Raw genomic sequence first — 13,993 nt, 5'->3', positions numbered from 1 at the left:
CAGGCCCCGTGCATTCTGAACTGTCACCTGCCTATAGTTCCCTCAGGTTCACTTTGCCGAGGAGGCTGACGTGGTCGATGAGGAACGTCCCGGCGCTCAGCAGTGGGTGCCGGACAAGGCCGACATAGCCGACCTTGCAAGCGCTGCCGCCCACTGCCGGGGATGTGAGCTCTACCGGGACGCCACGCAGGTTGTTTTTTCGGCTGGTCCGAGCAGCTCCGGACTGATGCTGGTGGGGGAGCAGCCGGGAGACCAGGAGGACCAGCGCGGACGCCCCTTCGTCGGTCCGGCAGGCCGATTGCTTGCGGAAGCGCTCACCGCCGCATCGATCGAGACGACATCGGTCTACCTCACTAACGCCGTCAAGCACTTCCGTTTCGAACGCCGCGGCAAGGCCCGCATCCACAAGACGCCCGACGTCGGCCACATCACCGCCTGCATGCCGTGGCTGGAAGCTGAACTGAAGATGGTCCGTCCAGCCGTCGTCGTCTGTCTGGGTGCTACCGCCGGGCGGGCCGTGCTGGGCAGGCCCGTGCGGGTGGGCGCCGAACGCGGCACGCTCCTGCCGGGGCCGGAGAAGCTGGCACCGGCGCAGGTTCTGCTCACCACGCATCCCTCCGCGCTGCTTCGACTGCGTAGCTCCAAGGACCGCGCGCCCGCATTCGCCCAGCTCGTCGACGACCTCGTGACGGCGCGGGACGCAGTACGGTCCTAGCTCCGCAGGGATTTCCTCAGCGACCGCAGGTCAGAAGCACTCATTCCCGCGCCGAGCAGGTAGTCGTCCACGGAACCGTGGTCGCGGCGCAGCCCTCTCAGGAAGGTCGCCATCGCTTCCGCCGGCGCGGTAAGGATGACCGGCAGGTCCTTCGGGACGTCATGCGCGGGCAGCTGACCCGCCCACAATTCTGCGAGCGCGGGCAGAATCTGCGGAAGCGCTCCAGTGGTGTGGGCGTAGTCCTCGATGATCAGCTCGTCCTCCACCCCTGCAACCAGAAGTACGACGGCGGTGACCACCCCGGTGCGGTCCTTGCCTGCCGCGCAGTGCACCAGTGTGGTGCGGCCATCAATGATGGGCCGCAGCGCAGCGAGTACCGCGCCCGGCCGCGCGGTCAGCCAGCTGAGGTAGTAGTTACCAAGGTCCTCCGGCGTCTTCAGGCGCAGGGTGGCGGTGGGGTCCGCCTCGGAGGGGTCAAGGGGCGCGGCCACCACATCGATGCCGGCGTCATGTGCAACCTGCCAGGGGACCCGGCCGGCCTCGCGTTCACTGCGCAGGTCAACGATGGTCTCAATGCCCTGGCGGTGTAGGAAGTCCATCGTGGCCTCGGCGTCCCATCCGAAGGGCTGGCTGGAACGGAACACCCTGCCCTGCACCGGCGCGTGGGGACTGGCCGCCGTGAGCTCGGCGATGTCCCGCAGGTTGAGGATGCCGGTCATCAGATCTGCTCGATGAGGTCCTGTACGGAGTCCACAATCTGGGCCGGGCGGAACGGATAGGCATCGATATCGGCCCGTTGGGTGATTCCCGTCAGCACCAGAACGGTATGCAGCCCAGCCTCCATTCCCGCGATGATGTCGGTGTCCATGCGGTCGCCGACCATCGCCGTGGTTTCCGAATGCGCGTCGATCTGGTTCATGGCCGAACGGAACATCATGGGGTTCGGCTTGCCAACGATGTAGGGCTCGCGGTTGGTTGCCGCTGTAATGAGAGCCGCTATTGCGCCGGTGGCGGGCAGCGGTCCCTCCTTCGACGGGCCGGTTGTGTCCGGGTTCGTGGCGATGAACCGTGCCCCGTCGATAATGAGGCGGATGGCCTTGGTGATCGCTTCGAACGAGTACGTGCGCGTCTCGCCGAGCACCACGTAGTCCGGATTCTGGTCGGTGAGGACAAAGCCCGCCTCGTGTAACGCCGTCGTCAGTCCGGCCTCGCCGATGACGTAGGCGCGGCCCGCGTTAGGAGAAGACCGCAGTTGGTCCCGCAGGAACTGCGCAGTGGCTAGGGCCGAGGTCCATAGGTTTTCCTCCGGAACCTCAAGCCCGGAGGCCTTCAGCCGGGCGGCGAGGTCACGCGGGGTGTAGATGGAGTTGTTTGTGAGGACCAGGAACCTGCGGGAGGTCGCTACCCAGCGGTCGATCAGCTCGGCGGCTCCGGGGATGGCCTGGTTTTCATGAACAAGGACACCATCCATGTCAGTCAGCCAGCACTCAATGTGTTCGTTTTCGCGCATTCGCTTCTTCCGTGACGGCAGGACAGGGCATAAATCTCGGGTCAGTCTTTCACCTTAGTCTTGAGGGGTGAAAGAAACCGTGGATAACCCGTCGGCACCGGTGGGCGTTGGGCCCTGGGAAGGTGTCTGGCCGTCGGGTCCCCAGTGGGACCCGGAACTGCTGGCCCACGGGGATGCCCGCAACGTCGTTGACGAGTACCGGTACTGGCGGCACGACGCAATTGTGGCCGACCTCGATTCCAAGAGGCACGAATTCCATGTCGCCATCGAGAACTGGCAGCACGACCTCAATATCGGCTCTGTTGTCCGGACGGCCAACGCCTTCCTCGCCCGTGAGGTCCACATCATCGGACGACGCCGGTGGAACCGGCGCGGCGCGATGGTCACCGACCGCTACCAGCACGTCCGCCACCATCCCACAGTCGAGGAATTCGTCGAGTGGGCCGAGTCGGCCGGCCTCAGGGTGATCGGTATCGACAACTTCCCCGACTCGGTTCCGCTGGAGACGTACGAGTTGCCCCGTAACTGTGTCCTCGTCTTCGGTCAGGAGGGGCCGGGGCTCACGCCCGAAGTGCATGCCGCCGCAGATGCCACACTGTCCATCGCACAGTTCGGCTCCACGCGGTCAATCAATGCGTCCGCTGCCGCAGCTATCGCCATGCACGGCTGGGTACGCCGTCATGTGTTCGGACAGTCGGTGGTCCCTGGGAGCTAGCCCCGGTGTCCGGCATCGATCGTGTCGAGGGCCTCGCGCATGCGCCTGAGGAAATCGACGACGACGGCGGCATCTTCGGGGGAAAGGGTCGTGGCCACTTCCATCATCCTTCTGTGCATGTCGCCCATGGTCTGGCGCACTTCGCAGTCGGATTCCGTGGTCGCCTCCAGCACCAGTGCCCGGCGGTCCCGTGGGTGGGGCTTTCGACGGACGTGCCCGGTCCGGGCGAGGCGGTCGACCAGGGTTGTCGTCGACGCCGAGGAGATGCCGAGCTTGGCCGCCAGCTCCTTGGGACTGACCTCGTGTCCGTCCTTTTGCGCCTCAAAGAGATAGCGCAGCGCCTGTAGATCGGTTTCGTTCATGCCCATTGATGAGCGGGTGCGACGGCGCATTGCAGTCTCTGCGGCCCGATAGTCCCGAAGGGCGTTGAGCACGTTCATTCCTTCTGCTGTCTGCCCATACCAGTAGCCCGGGGGAGTGGGAAGGGCCTGCGGACTGGTGCTCATGATGCGATTCTAGCATTTTTACTAGTCGCCCTTGCAGGACGGTCGCCTTGTAGATAGGTTACCTAGTGAAACATCGTTTGAATTACTAGTTTGTCTAGTCATCAGGAACGGAAGAACCCGCAATGACGATCGCCGCCCACCCGATCAGCACGAATCATGACACCCCTTTCCATTGCGGTGAAAGCATGTTCGAGACACCGCCGGCACGCAACCCCTTCGGACCTATTGCGGGATACACGACCTGGCGTTGCTCCTGCGGCTTTCAGCAGGACGCTCCCGTGCTGAGCGCAGCAGGGAAGCTGCGAGCAGTTGCGGAACCGCGCATAGATGAGACCAGACTGGTTGCAGCACTGTCCCAGGTGGAACGGCTGCGGTGGGAACTCGACATCGCGACCTTCGACCTTCGCATAGCCGTGGAGGACGCAATACAGCGGGGAGCATCGCCGGCTGACATCGCTTCCGCTATTGATCTAGGCCCTGATGAGGTGCAGTCGCTGGTCTCCCGATGAGTGTCCTTGAGGATTCCGCCCCCGTCGCTCCAGCTGCGGAACCGGACCTCGCAGGTCTGCTCATGCGGGCAGGAAACGGTGACGAGCAATCCTTCGCCACGCTCTATCGCCATACCAGCGCACGCGTTTTCGGCCTGGTGCGCAGAATCGTCGTGGATTCGACAATTTCCGAGGAAGTGACGCAAGAGGTATTCCTGCAGATTTGGGACCGAGCCGCGGACTTTACGCCGGAACTCGGCTCGCCGATGGCATGGATCATGACCCTCGCGCACCGTCGGGCGGTGGACCGGATCCGGTCGGAGCAGGCTTCCCGGAACAGGCTTGCCCGCTGGTCCGCATCGGAAGTCCAGACACCGTTCGACGAGGTGATGGAAACGGTTCTTGCGCGGGCTGAGACCATGGCGGTTCGGGCAGCATTCGCCGCGTTAAGCGACAAGCAGCGGCAGGCCATCGAGATGGCCTACTACAGGGGTCTCACCTACGCGCAGGTGGCGGAGGTCCTGGAGGCCCCGCTGGGCACGGTCAAGGGCCGCATCCGTGACGGGCTTGGACGGTTGAGGAGCGTCCTCGAACTGGAATCACCCCTGATGTCATAAGGTTTCCGCGCGATTAGAGCCGTCGTTAGGATGGGACGGGAGTGCGGCGTCCTGCCACACGAGCCTTCGGTCGTCCAGAACCCACACGAGGAGTTGTCATGCCCATCGCCACACCGGACATTTACGCTGAAATGATCGATCGCGCGAAGGCAGGCGGCTTTGCCTACCCCGCGGTCAACGTGACGTCCTCGCAGACGCTCAACGCAGCCATCCGCGGCTTCGCTGAGGCCGGTTCTGACGGCATCGTGCAGGTCTCCACCGGTGGTGCAGCGTACTGGTCCGGCGCCTCGGTGAAGGACATGGTGGCCGGTTCCCTCGGATTCGCCGCCTTCGCGCGCGAGGTTGCCAAGAGCTATGACGTGAACATCGCCCTCCACACGGACCACTGCCCCAAGGACAAGCTCGACGGGTTTGTGTTGCCGCTGTTGGCCGCATCCGAGGAGGCCGTCAAGCGTGGTGAGGACCCGCTGTTCCAGTCCCACATGTGGGACGGTTCCGCTGAGACCCTCGAAGAGAACCTGCGGATCGCCCAGGAAATCCTGCCCCGCGCTGCTGCTGCCAAGATCATCCTCGAAGTTGAGATCGGCACCGTCGGCGGCGAGGAAGACGGCGTCGAGAACGCCATCAATGACAAGCTCTACACCACGGTGGAAGATGCCCTCGCCACCGTTGATGCCCTCGGTGCAGGTGAGAACGGCCGCTACATCACCGCGCTGACCTTCGGCAACGTGCACGGCGTCTACAAGCCCGGCGGCGTGAAACTGCGCCCTGAGATCCTCAAGGACATCCAGGCGCAGGTGGGCGCCAAGATCGGCAAGGACAAGCCGTTTGATCTCGTGTTCCACGGCGGCTCCGGCTCCTCGGACCAGGAAATTGCCGACGCGGTCTCCTACGGAGTGATCAAAATGAACATCGACACTGACACCCAGTACGCGTTCACCCGCCCGGTTGCAGATCACATGTTCAAGAACTATGACGGTGTGCTGAAGGTCGACGGCGAGGTCGGAAACAAGAAGACCTACGATCCCCGCGTGTGGGGTGCTTCTGCCGAGGCCGGCCTGGCTGCCCGCGTTGTCGAGGCTGCCCAGTCACTCGGATCAGCCGGTAAGAAGCTCTAATGTCCGACGAATTCCGCAAGAACCTGCTCGGTCCGGAGCCCACGCTGCTCCCAGAGGAGCCGGATGTCGTTTCGCGGTTGGAAGCAGGGGAGGAGGCTGTCGACCTGGCAGCCAAGCACCCGACGTCGTCGTTGGTGTGGGCCATCCTCGCCGACGAGGCGTACCGCGAAGGCCGGACCATCGAGTCCTACGCCTACGCGCGCACCGGCTACCACCGCGGGCTCGACGCGCTCCGGCGCAACGGGTGGCGCGGCGCCGGACCGGTGCCCTACTCCCATGAACCGAACCGTGGCTTCCTGCGGGCGCTGAACGCACTCGGCCGTGCGGCGGCATCAATCGGCGAGATCGACGAGGCGGAACGCATCGCCAAGTTCCTGCGGGAATCCGATCCTGAGGCTAGCGAGAAGCTCTCGGGATCCTGATTCGTCGGGCCAGGGGTCCGCAGACGTGAGGCCGCCCTCCCATCGGGAGGGCGGCCTCACCCGTTTCACCTGGATGCTGCGGGCCGGGTCAGACGGTGTCCGCAGTAGCTTGCTGGGAGGACGATTCGGTTTCCGCGGCCGGAAGCAGCGTCGTCGTAACGTTCACGAGCTGTGGTTTCTTCGGGGCAGAGCTGAAGCCGAAGCGGACCCGCGGCCGGACGTTCGACAGCGAGCCGAGCGATTCGCCCGCCCAGGAAGCCGTCGCGGCTGTAATGGATCGCGCTCCCGTGACTCCGTAGTACTGCCTTCTGCCGTCCTTGATCGTTCCGGCGGTACGGACGCCCGGCATGAGGATTTTCGCGGCGGGATTGATGGCCGAAAGCCAGCGGGGATGGGTGCCGATTGCCGGCGGAATGAGACCGAGCAGCCTGCCCAGTCCAGTTGATTCGCCCAGCTCCGCGCGCACAGTGAGCGGACCGGCATCGAGGGACAACCGTTCTTCGTCCATGCTCACCGTGAGTGGGACAGTCCGGACAATATCGAATGAATATGCGCCGGACACATAGTCGGCCACCGCTGCCGACGGCGCGAGGAGAGTCCGCGTTCCCTCCAGGCTTTCGACCATGACATCGGTGAAGGCTCCGAAGCGGGATGTTTCCCACATACCGATGACTATGCGGACCCCCGAGGTGGTGCCGAGGCTGGCGATATGTCCTACGAACTGTTCAGTGTCGGCGCTCATGGTTTCCATTATGTACGGTGGGCTGACGCGCGCCACCGGGCCGGCGAAGTGACAATAGTTGACCCGGCCGTAACGTACCGGCAACCGGGGTCGACCATAGTCGTTCCATGAGGCGCAGAACGCATATCTCGGCCGCAGCTGACCTTCGATGTGACTCCTGCGGTGCCTTCCCCCATCCAGGGAGAGGACGGTTGACTCTGGCGAACGTGGCGGTGATGCTCCCGATCGAACTGGTGGTGCACGCGCTCGTCATCGGTACCGAGCTCTCCTATTTCCTCAAAGTAGTTGTGCTCGCTGTTACTGCAACAGCCCTTGTCATCTGGGTTGCAGAGCCGTCAGTGATGCACCTTCTCCGTTCGTGGCTTCACGCGTCGGCCCTCCGTCATCGCAACAGACTTGTCGAGGCGCCGGCACTGTGGAGGGCACGGGTGATCCTTGCGGACAGGCCCGGTGCGTTGGAGAAAATCACGCACCGGCTGGCCGGGTTGAATGTGAATATCCTTGCTATTCACGTGCACACGGTGTCCACCGGCAGCCTCGATGAACTGGTGCTTTCCGCCCCCGGCGGGCTCGCAGAACGCGACATCGTCGATGCCCTCTCCGCACCCGGGAACGCGGTGGTGGGAGTATGGCCCACCACGCCTCTCGCCCTGGTTGACGGGCAGACACGGGCTCTCAGCCTTGCCACGTGTATCGCCAGGGATCCCGATGCGCTCCCCGAATCCCTGGCCGAAATGCTGGGGGGAAACATCGTTCCGCACCAGCAAGGCGCTCTACCGTCCGGGCCGGATGTCCTGAAGGTGCCGACCGCGTGGACGGGCCCCCTCGTCATTCAACGCGAGGGGAACCCGTTCACGCCTGCCGAATCGGCCCGGGCCCACCGGCTGGCCGAGCTGGCGGAGATCGTCGACCGGAAGAGGCAAGTGCAGGCGCCGAAGTGCCCTAGCCCTCCCCGCGCTGCTCGTCTTCCTCGTTGACAGGCCTGTCGTCGTCGGCCGGGTCGGTTGCAGCGCCCGACGGCGTGGCGCCGCCCTCGCCGGTCCAGTCGCCCTGGTTACTGGCATCGTTCGCGGGATCTGACTGGACATCCGGTTCGACCGACGGCTTCCCGGGAAGGTCTTCCTGAACCTTCTGGGGTTCGTCCGAGGTGCTCTCGCTCATGGGTCTCCTCACATAGGTGCTGGCGTACTCGATACCCGATTCCATGCCCGGCGGGCAGGGCGCGTCAAGCTCAAAGCCCCAGTTCCTCAAGCACCGGCAGCTTTTCGCGCACCCGGCTCCGGGCCTCATCCGCGGTTCGCGCGGCCAGCGCCAGCTGCGCGAGCTCCTGCGCCTGATCCAGGGTCACGGTCTTGAGCACCGCTGCGACTGCGGCCAGTGAACGCGCCGTCATCGACAGTGTGCTGACTCCCAGACCCACCAGAACGACGGCGAGAGCCGGATCAGCAGCTGCCTCACCGCAGACGCCCACCGGCTTTGAGTTGCCTTCCGCGGCGGCACCTTCCACCGAAAGTCGCACCAGCCGCAGCACGGCCGGCTGCCACGGAGTGTTGAGCGCGGCAAGCGGGCCGAGTTGGCGGTCCGCTGCCATGGCGTACTGGGTGAGGTCGTTGGTTCCGAGGCTCGCAAAGGACACCTCGCTCAGGATGGTATCCGCCGTGAGCGCCGCGGACGGTACCTCAACCATGACACCCGGTGTCTTCAACCCGGCTTCAGCGCACATGGAGCTGAAATCCGCAGCTTCGTCAGCCGTGGAGATCATCGGCGCCATGACCCAGACATCGGCCTCCGACTGCTGTTCGGCACGCGCAATCGCTTCAAGCTGCCGCTTGAGTACTCCAGGAGACGTGAGGTCGGTCCGGTAACCGCGGACGCCGAGGGCGGGATTGGGCTCGGTTGCGTCGGTCAGGAAGGGGAGCGGCTTGTCAGCGCCGGCGTCCAGCGTGCGAAGGACCACCTTCTTGCCCGGGAACGCTGCGAAGACGCCCAGGTAAGCGTCCGCCTGCTCGTCCACGCTGGGTTCGCTGTCCCGCTCCAGGAAGCAGAATTCCGTACGGAACAGCCCAATGCCCTCGGCGCCGAGCCCTGCGGCCGCAACTGCGTCCTTGGCCCCGCCCACATTGGCAAGGAGCGGGACCAGGTGGCCGTCCGCCGTCGTGCCCTGGCCGTCGAAGTCTGCCAGCAGCGACGCCGTTTCTGTCCACGCGACTGCAGCGGCCCGTTCGGTCTCGCCGGGTTCGACGACGACGGCGCCCGCCGCGCCATCAACGTAGACCTCGGCGCCGTCCGGCAGGTCGTCCACCCCGCGCGCCGCCACCACGGCGGGAAGGCCGAGGGAGCGGGCGATGATGGCGGTGTGGGATTGGGGTCCGCCGCCGGAGGTCACGAGGGCAAGGACGAGTCCCGGATCGAGCGTCGCTGTATCAGCAGGGGCAAGGTCCTCGGCAACAAGCACGAACGGCGTCGAAGAGGCGGGTATGCCGGGAGCCGCCTGCCCGCGCAGCTGCGCGACGATGCGGGACCGGACGTCGAGCACGTCGGTAGCGCGCTCGGCCATGTACCCGCCGAGGTTGTGCAGCATCTCGGCCACGGAGGCAGCGGATTCCCAGACCGCCCGCTGATTGGAGGTCCCCTTGGCGATCAGCTTTGCAGCGCCCTTCAGCAGCATGGTGTCCTTGGCCATCAGCGCCGTCGCCTCAAGGACGGCCTTTCCGTCCCCGGAGGCGCGCTCAGCGCGTGCCTTGAGCTCATCATGGACCGCGGACGCGGCTTGTTTGAGTTCCGCCGTCGCCTCCTCGGCCGTTGTACCGGAGCTCAACTGCTCACCCGAGGGAGGCTCGCTGACGGGTTTGGGCATCTGGCGAACCGGTCCGATCACTCGGCCCGGGCTGACGCCTACTCCTTGAAAGTTCTGCACTGAAGGTCCTCGTTTCCTACCGATATGTGTCGCCCCGCAAGAATTTACTCTAACGAAATCAGCCTGTGACGCAGTTCATATAGCGTTGCTATAGGTGCTAGGCTAGCGGCCATGAGTTTCGAAGGCCAGCCACCGGCGAAGATGAGACTGCTCCGGGCAGCCGCAGAACTGCTGGCTAATTCCGCCGGAGCTCCCGTGTCAACCCGCCAGATAACTCAGCTGGCGGGAGTCAGTGCGCCCACCCTTTATCACCATTTCGGTGACAAGGAGGGGCTGTTCGATGCGGTGGTTTCGGCAGGGTTCGAAGAGTACGTTGCGGGCGAGCGGGACTTCGCCCCGTCCGGTCAGCCGCTGGAGGACATCCGGCGGATGTGGGATAACCACGTGCAGTTCGGGCTCAACCAGCCGGAGCTCTACCTGGTGATGTTCGGCAATATCCGTCCGGAAAGCCGCCCTGCGATCGTCGCGGATGCTGAGGCGCTCATGGAGGAGATGCTGAACAAGGCTGCTGCTGCCGGCCAGTTGAGCGTTCAACCGCGGGAGGCGGCCAGGAGCATCCTGGCCGCAAACGTGGGAGTAACACTCATGCTGATCGCAGAGCCTGTTGTTGACCGGAACCTCGACCTCTCCACAATGACCAGGGACGCCATGATCTACGCGGTGTCCTCAGACCAGGCAGAGCAGAATGGGGGCGGGGATTCCGGAAGATCGTCGGTTGTGGTGGCCGCGATCGCGTTGAATGCCGCGTTGCAGGCTTCGCACTCCGATCAATTGTCCAGTTCCGAACTCAAGCTCTTCCTTGAGTGGCTCCACCGGATCTCCACCAGTCCCACTTAAGCAACCACAGCGGGTCACCGGACGAACGAGCGGAGTTCGGGGGAGCCGCGAAGCGCTAGTTCCACATCTATCGGACCATCCTGCGCAGGCGCAGGAATCACGGTTAGGAAATCACATGGCAACAGAAACAGTTGCAAAGCCCCGCGGCGGTATGAGGGTTGGCGTCCAGAAATTCGGGACGTTCCTGTCCGGCATGATCATGCCCAATATCGGTGCGTTCATTGCGTGGGGCATCATCACCGCGCTCTTCATCGAGAAGGGCTGGCTACCGGTACCCGAGCTCGGCGGCTTCGGCACCAACGCGGAAGGTGATCCGAACACCGGCCTCGTCGGTCCCATGATCACCTACCTGTTGCCGCTCCTGATTGCCTACACCGGCGGCCGAATGGTTTACGACGTCCGTGGCGGCGTCGTCGGCGCCATCGGCACCATGGGCGTCATCGTGGGTGCCGGCATCCCGATGTTCATCGGCGCCATGATCATGGGCCCGCTCGGCGGCTGGACCATGAAGAAAATCGACAAGATCTGGGACGGCAAGATCAAGCCCGGCTTCGAGATGCTGGTCAACAACTTTTCGGCCGGTATCTGGGGAGCGCTGCTCGCCCTGCTCGGCTTCTATGCGATCTCGCCCCTGGTCGAGGCGTTCAGCACGGCCGCCGGAAACGTTGTTCAGTTCCTGGTCAACAACGGCCTTCTGCCGCTCACCAGCATCTTCATTGAACCCGCGAAGGTGCTGTTCCTGAACAACGCCATCAACCACGGCGTGCTCACCCCGTTGGGCGTCCAGCAGTCGCTGGAAGAGGGCAAGTCGATCCTCTTCCTGCTCGAGGCCAATCCCGGCCCGGGCCTCGGCATCCTCCTGGCCTACATGTTCTTCGGCCGTGGTGCTGCCAAAGCCTCGGCTCCCGGTGCGGCGATCATCCACTTCCTCGGCGGCATCCACGAAATCTACTTCCCGTACGTCCTGATGCGTCCGCTGCTGATCCTTGCCGCCATTGCCGGCGGCATGACCGGAATCGCCACGCTCGCCGTCACCAACTCCGGCCTGGTGGCCCCGGCTGCTCCGGGGTCCATCATCGCTGTCCTGGCACAGACCGCCCGCGACAGCTACTTCGGAGTGGTCCTCTCGGTCGTCCTCGCAGCGGCAGTGTCCTTCCTGGTGGCCTCTGTCATCCTGAAGACCGCAGAGCGCAAGGAGGGCGACGACGACGACCTCGCCGCCGCCACCTCCCGGATGGAATCGATGAAGGGCAAGAAGAGCTCGGTTGCCTCGTCCCTGACCGGCGCCGGCAACGTCGCGGTGCTGGCCGGACCGATCCAGAACATTGTTTTCGCCTGCGACGCCGGCATGGGCTCGAGCGCCATGGGCGCCTCGGTACTCCGGAACAAGATCAAGGCTGCCGGTTACCCGGACGTGAAGGTCACCAACGCATCGATCGCCAACCTTCGTGACGATTACGACGTCGTGGTCACACACCAGGACCTGACCGACCGGGCCAAGCCCGCGACGTCGAGCGCCGTCCATGTCTCGGTGGACAACTTCATGAACAGCCCCCGGTACGAAGAAATCGTGGAGTTGGTCAAGGAGAGCCGCAGCGACAAGGCTGCAACTGGCGCCGCTGCGTCAGCCGGCCCTGATGCGGATGCCGGTTCCTTCGGTGGAGCGCACGCGTCCGAAGCCCATCCGGCCGGCGCCGTCGCCGATGAGGATGCCGCCGCTACGTCTGCCCGGCATGCCGCCGGAGCTTCGGCGCAGAGCGAGGAGTCGCCGTCGGACATCCTGGTGGCAGAGAGCGTTGTGCTCAGCGGTTCCGCTACCTCCCGTGACGCGGCCATCGATGAGGCGGGGCAGCTGCTGCTGGCCCGCGGTGCTGTGGATGAGGACTACATCCGCGCGATGCATGAGCGCGAGGAATCCGTCTCGACGTACATGGGAAGCTTCCTGGCTATCCCGCACGGCACCAACGCGGCAAAGGACCACATCCGCAAGTCGGCAGTTTCCGTGGTTCGTTACCCTGAGAGCCTGAGCTGGAACGGCAAGGAGGTCAAGTTCGTGGTCGGCGTCGCAGGCGTGAACAACGAGCACCTGCACATCCTGTCCTCCATCGCGAAGGTATTCACAGACAAGGCGCAGGTGGCGCAGTTGGAGGCCGCAACTTCGGCAGAGGAGATCCTCGAAATCTTCAGGAAGGTCAACGCATAGTGAAGGCAGTCCACTTCGGAGCAGGCAATATCGGGCGCGGCTTTGTCGGGCTGCTCCTCCACCAGGCGGGCTATGAGGTGGTGTTCGCAGATGTGGCGGACGCGCTGATCAATGACCTGGCCGGCGCGGACAGCTACCGTGTCCACGAGGTGGGGGACCAGCCCGCAGTGCACTCGGTCGACAACTTCAGGGCGGTGAACTCAAACACCGAGGAGAGCCGACTGATTGAGGAGATCAGCGCCGCTGACATCGTCACCACGGCGGTGGGGCCGCACATCCTGAAGTTCGTTGCTCCGGTGATCGCCAGAGGGTTGGCCGCCCGGGCCGCAGCCTCCGCTCCGCTGCAGGTGATGGCGTGTGAAAACGCAATCAATGCAACGGATATCCTGCGCGAGGCGATCGAGGGCTCGTGGGACTCCGGCACCGGCCAGCTCGCTGACCGCGCGGTCTTCGCCAACACGGCGGTGGACCGGATCGTCCCGAACCAGGAGCCGGGGCAGGGCCTCGATGTCACGGTGGAAACGTTCTACGAATGGGTCATCGACCGGACTCCGTTCGGCGACAGTGCGCCGGTGATTCCGGGTGCACTGTTCGTTGACAAGCTCGGCCCATACATTGAGCGAAAACTGTTCACGGTCAACACCGGCCACGCGACGACGGCCTACTTCGGCTATCAGGCTGGGTTGGAAAAGATCTCCGATGCCATGGCTGATCCGCAGCTTGCCGCCGACGTTCGCGCTGTACTCGATGAGACCAAGCAGCTGCTGGTTGCCAAACACGGTTTCGACGCGGGTGAGCAGGAAGCCTACGTCCAGAAGATTCTGGGCCGCTTCACCAATCCGCACCTGCCGGACACGGTGAACCGGGTGGGCAGGGCGCCGCTGCGCAAACTCAGTCGCCACGAAAGGTTCATCGGTCCGGCTGCGGAGCTCGCCGAACGGGGCACCACCCCGGAGGCGCTGCTGAGAGCGATCTCTTCCGCACTGCGTTTCGACGATCCCGCGGACGCTGAAGCGGTCGAGTTGCAGCAGATGCTGAAGTCGTCGGAGGCAACGGAAGCAACCGAGCGGATCACCGGTCTTACGTCCGAGCATCCGCTGTTCTCGGACGTGCGCAAGCTCGTGGAAGAACGTCAGACAGCGTTGGTCTAGGTTCTGCCGATCCAACGAAACGGCGCCGTGCCCCATCAGGGGTGCGGCGCCG

Annotated in this window: 16 protein-coding genes; 10 read left to right on the top strand and 6 right to left on the bottom strand. The window is 64.4% G+C overall.

The features are described 5' to 3' along the window. Positions 1–70 precede the first annotated feature (70 nt). A complete protein-coding gene (locus AC5RU3_RS08395) occupies positions 71–715 on the top strand; it encodes a UdgX family uracil-DNA binding protein (protein WP_493965278.1) in 645 nt (214 codons plus the stop codon). Here AC5RU3_RS08395 and AC5RU3_RS08390 read toward each other — a convergent pair. Then, the gene (locus AC5RU3_RS08390) at positions 712–1,434 is read right to left on the bottom strand and encodes a tyrosine-protein phosphatase (protein ID WP_458116209.1); all 723 of its coding nucleotides are present in this window, start codon (positions 1,432–1,434) and stop codon (positions 712–714) included. The two genes, AC5RU3_RS08395 and AC5RU3_RS08390, sit on opposite strands and share 4 nt — an antisense overlap. After that, positions 1,434–2,225 (bottom strand): HAD-IIA family hydrolase, encoded by a 792-nt coding sequence (locus AC5RU3_RS08385; RefSeq protein WP_309070698.1) that lies wholly within the window; start codon positions 2,223–2,225, stop codon positions 1,434–1,436. The genes AC5RU3_RS08390 and AC5RU3_RS08385 overlap by 1 nt, the downstream gene beginning before the upstream one ends. A 67-nt stretch (positions 2,226–2,292) precedes the next feature. Between AC5RU3_RS08385 and AC5RU3_RS08380 the strand changes: the two genes are divergently transcribed. Continuing rightward, complete coding sequence (locus AC5RU3_RS08380) at positions 2,293–2,940, top strand: TrmH family RNA methyltransferase (protein WP_309070699.1); 648 nt, start codon at positions 2,293–2,295, stop codon at positions 2,938–2,940. On the opposite strand, the gene AC5RU3_RS08375 is transcribed toward AC5RU3_RS08380, so the two are convergent. Next, positions 2,937–3,446 carry a MarR family winged helix-turn-helix transcriptional regulator gene (locus AC5RU3_RS08375; RefSeq protein ID WP_309070700.1) on the bottom strand — a complete coding sequence of 170 codons (510 nt, stop codon included), beginning with the start codon at positions 3,444–3,446 and terminating at the stop codon, positions 2,937–2,939. The two genes, AC5RU3_RS08380 and AC5RU3_RS08375, sit on opposite strands and share 4 nt — an antisense overlap. Before the next feature lie 185 nt (positions 3,447–3,631). Between AC5RU3_RS08375 and AC5RU3_RS08370 the strand changes: the two genes are divergently transcribed. The 4 genes from AC5RU3_RS08370 (at position 3,632) to AC5RU3_RS08355 (ending at position 6,091) form a co-directional block, all read left to right on the top strand. Further along, complete coding sequence (locus AC5RU3_RS08370) at positions 3,632–3,955, top strand: hypothetical protein (RefSeq protein WP_309070701.1); 324 nt, start codon at positions 3,632–3,634, stop codon at positions 3,953–3,955. Next, positions 3,952–4,551: an ECF RNA polymerase sigma factor SigK gene (sigK, locus tag AC5RU3_RS08365; RefSeq protein ID WP_309070702.1), complete on the top strand. Its 600-nt coding sequence runs from the start codon at positions 3,952–3,954 to the stop codon at positions 4,549–4,551. The genes AC5RU3_RS08370 and sigK overlap by 4 nt, the downstream gene beginning before the upstream one ends. A gap of 98 nt (positions 4,552–4,649) precedes the next feature. Continuing rightward, entirely contained in the window at positions 4,650–5,669 is a 1,020-nt protein-coding gene (gene fbaA, locus AC5RU3_RS08360) for a class II fructose-bisphosphate aldolase (RefSeq protein ID WP_309070703.1), read from the top strand. After that, positions 5,669–6,091, top strand: coding sequence for a DUF3151 domain-containing protein (locus AC5RU3_RS08355; protein WP_309070704.1), 423 nt, complete (start codon positions 5,669–5,671; stop codon positions 6,089–6,091). The genes fbaA and AC5RU3_RS08355 overlap by 1 nt, the downstream gene beginning before the upstream one ends. Positions 6,092–6,179: 88 nt before the next feature. On the opposite strand, the gene AC5RU3_RS08350 is transcribed toward AC5RU3_RS08355, so the two are convergent. Further along, on the bottom strand, positions 6,180–6,833 hold the full coding sequence (locus AC5RU3_RS08350) for a hypothetical protein (RefSeq protein ID WP_493965277.1): 654 nt from the start codon (positions 6,831–6,833) through the stop codon (positions 6,180–6,182). A 107-nt stretch (positions 6,834–6,940) separates the two neighbouring features. On the opposite strand from AC5RU3_RS08350, the gene AC5RU3_RS08345 reads away from it, so the two are divergent. Next, entirely contained in the window at positions 6,941–7,810 is an 870-nt protein-coding gene (locus AC5RU3_RS08345; protein WP_493965276.1) for an ACT domain-containing protein, read from the top strand. Here the strand turns inward: AC5RU3_RS08345 and AC5RU3_RS08340 are convergent. Then, the gene (locus tag AC5RU3_RS08340; protein WP_309070707.1) at positions 7,776–7,994 is read right to left on the bottom strand and encodes a hypothetical protein; all 219 of its coding nucleotides are present in this window, start codon (positions 7,992–7,994) and stop codon (positions 7,776–7,778) included. The genes AC5RU3_RS08345 and AC5RU3_RS08340 overlap by 35 nt on opposite strands. Positions 7,995–8,064: 70 nt before the next feature. Next, positions 8,065–9,750 (bottom strand): phosphoenolpyruvate--protein phosphotransferase, encoded by a 1,686-nt coding sequence (ptsP, locus tag AC5RU3_RS08335; protein ID WP_493965275.1) that lies wholly within the window; start codon positions 9,748–9,750, stop codon positions 8,065–8,067. A gap of 111 nt (positions 9,751–9,861) precedes the next feature. Between ptsP and AC5RU3_RS08330 the strand changes: the two genes are divergently transcribed. The 3 genes from AC5RU3_RS08330 to AC5RU3_RS08320 all read left to right on the top strand — a co-directional run bounded on the left by AC5RU3_RS08330 (position 9,862) and on the right by AC5RU3_RS08320 (position 13,941). Next, positions 9,862–10,587 carry a TetR/AcrR family transcriptional regulator gene (locus tag AC5RU3_RS08330; protein WP_309124003.1) on the top strand — a complete coding sequence of 242 codons (726 nt, stop codon included), beginning with the start codon at positions 9,862–9,864 and terminating at the stop codon, positions 10,585–10,587. A gap of 115 nt (positions 10,588–10,702) precedes the next feature. Further along, entirely contained in the window at positions 10,703–12,790 is a 2,088-nt protein-coding gene (locus tag AC5RU3_RS08325) for a PTS mannitol transporter subunit IICBA (RefSeq protein ID WP_493965274.1), read from the top strand. Next, complete coding sequence (locus tag AC5RU3_RS08320; protein WP_493965273.1) at positions 12,790–13,941, top strand: mannitol-1-phosphate 5-dehydrogenase; 1,152 nt, start codon at positions 12,790–12,792, stop codon at positions 13,939–13,941. The genes AC5RU3_RS08325 and AC5RU3_RS08320 overlap by 1 nt, the downstream gene beginning before the upstream one ends. The last annotated feature ends 52 nt before the right edge of the window (positions 13,942–13,993 follow it).

The sequence above is a fragment of the Arthrobacter sp. MDB1-55 genome (genome assembly GCF_059092925.1).
The sequence above is the reverse complement of the archived record's forward strand: the minus strand, read 5'-3'. Positions and strand labels throughout refer to the sequence as shown.

What these genes read in the sequence shown, in the direction of transcription:
- AC5RU3_RS08390 (WP_458116209.1), bottom strand. Translation starts at nt 1,434, where the DNA reads ATGACCGGCATCCTCAACCTGCGGGACATCGCCGAGCTCACGGCGGCC.
- AC5RU3_RS08385 (WP_309070698.1), bottom strand. Translation starts at nt 2,225, where the DNA reads ATGCGCGAAAACGAACACATTGAGTGCTGGCTGACTGACATGGATGGT.
- AC5RU3_RS08375 (WP_309070700.1), bottom strand. Translation starts at nt 3,446, where the DNA reads ATGAGCACCAGTCCGCAGGCCCTTCCCACTCCCCCGGGCTACTGGTAT.
- AC5RU3_RS08370 (WP_309070701.1), top strand. Translation starts at nt 3,632, where the DNA reads ATGTTCGAGACACCGCCGGCACGCAACCCCTTCGGACCTATTGCGGGA.
- sigK (WP_309070702.1), top strand. Translation starts at nt 3,952, where the DNA reads ATGAGTGTCCTTGAGGATTCCGCCCCCGTCGCTCCAGCTGCGGAACCG.
- fbaA (WP_309070703.1), top strand. Translation starts at nt 4,650, where the DNA reads ATGCCCATCGCCACACCGGACATTTACGCTGAAATGATCGATCGCGCG.
- AC5RU3_RS08355 (WP_309070704.1), top strand. Translation starts at nt 5,669, where the DNA reads ATGTCCGACGAATTCCGCAAGAACCTGCTCGGTCCGGAGCCCACGCTG.
- AC5RU3_RS08350 (WP_493965277.1), bottom strand. Translation starts at nt 6,833, where the DNA reads ATGAGCGCCGACACTGAACAGTTCGTAGGACATATCGCCAGCCTCGGC.
- AC5RU3_RS08345 (WP_493965276.1), top strand. Translation starts at nt 6,941, where the DNA reads ATGAGGCGCAGAACGCATATCTCGGCCGCAGCTGACCTTCGATGTGAC.
- AC5RU3_RS08340 (WP_309070707.1), bottom strand. Translation starts at nt 7,994, where the DNA reads ATGAGCGAGAGCACCTCGGACGAACCCCAGAAGGTTCAGGAAGACCTT.
- AC5RU3_RS08330 (WP_309124003.1), top strand. Translation starts at nt 9,862, where the DNA reads ATGAGTTTCGAAGGCCAGCCACCGGCGAAGATGAGACTGCTCCGGGCA.
- AC5RU3_RS08325 (WP_493965274.1), top strand. Translation starts at nt 10,703, where the DNA reads ATGGCAACAGAAACAGTTGCAAAGCCCCGCGGCGGTATGAGGGTTGGC.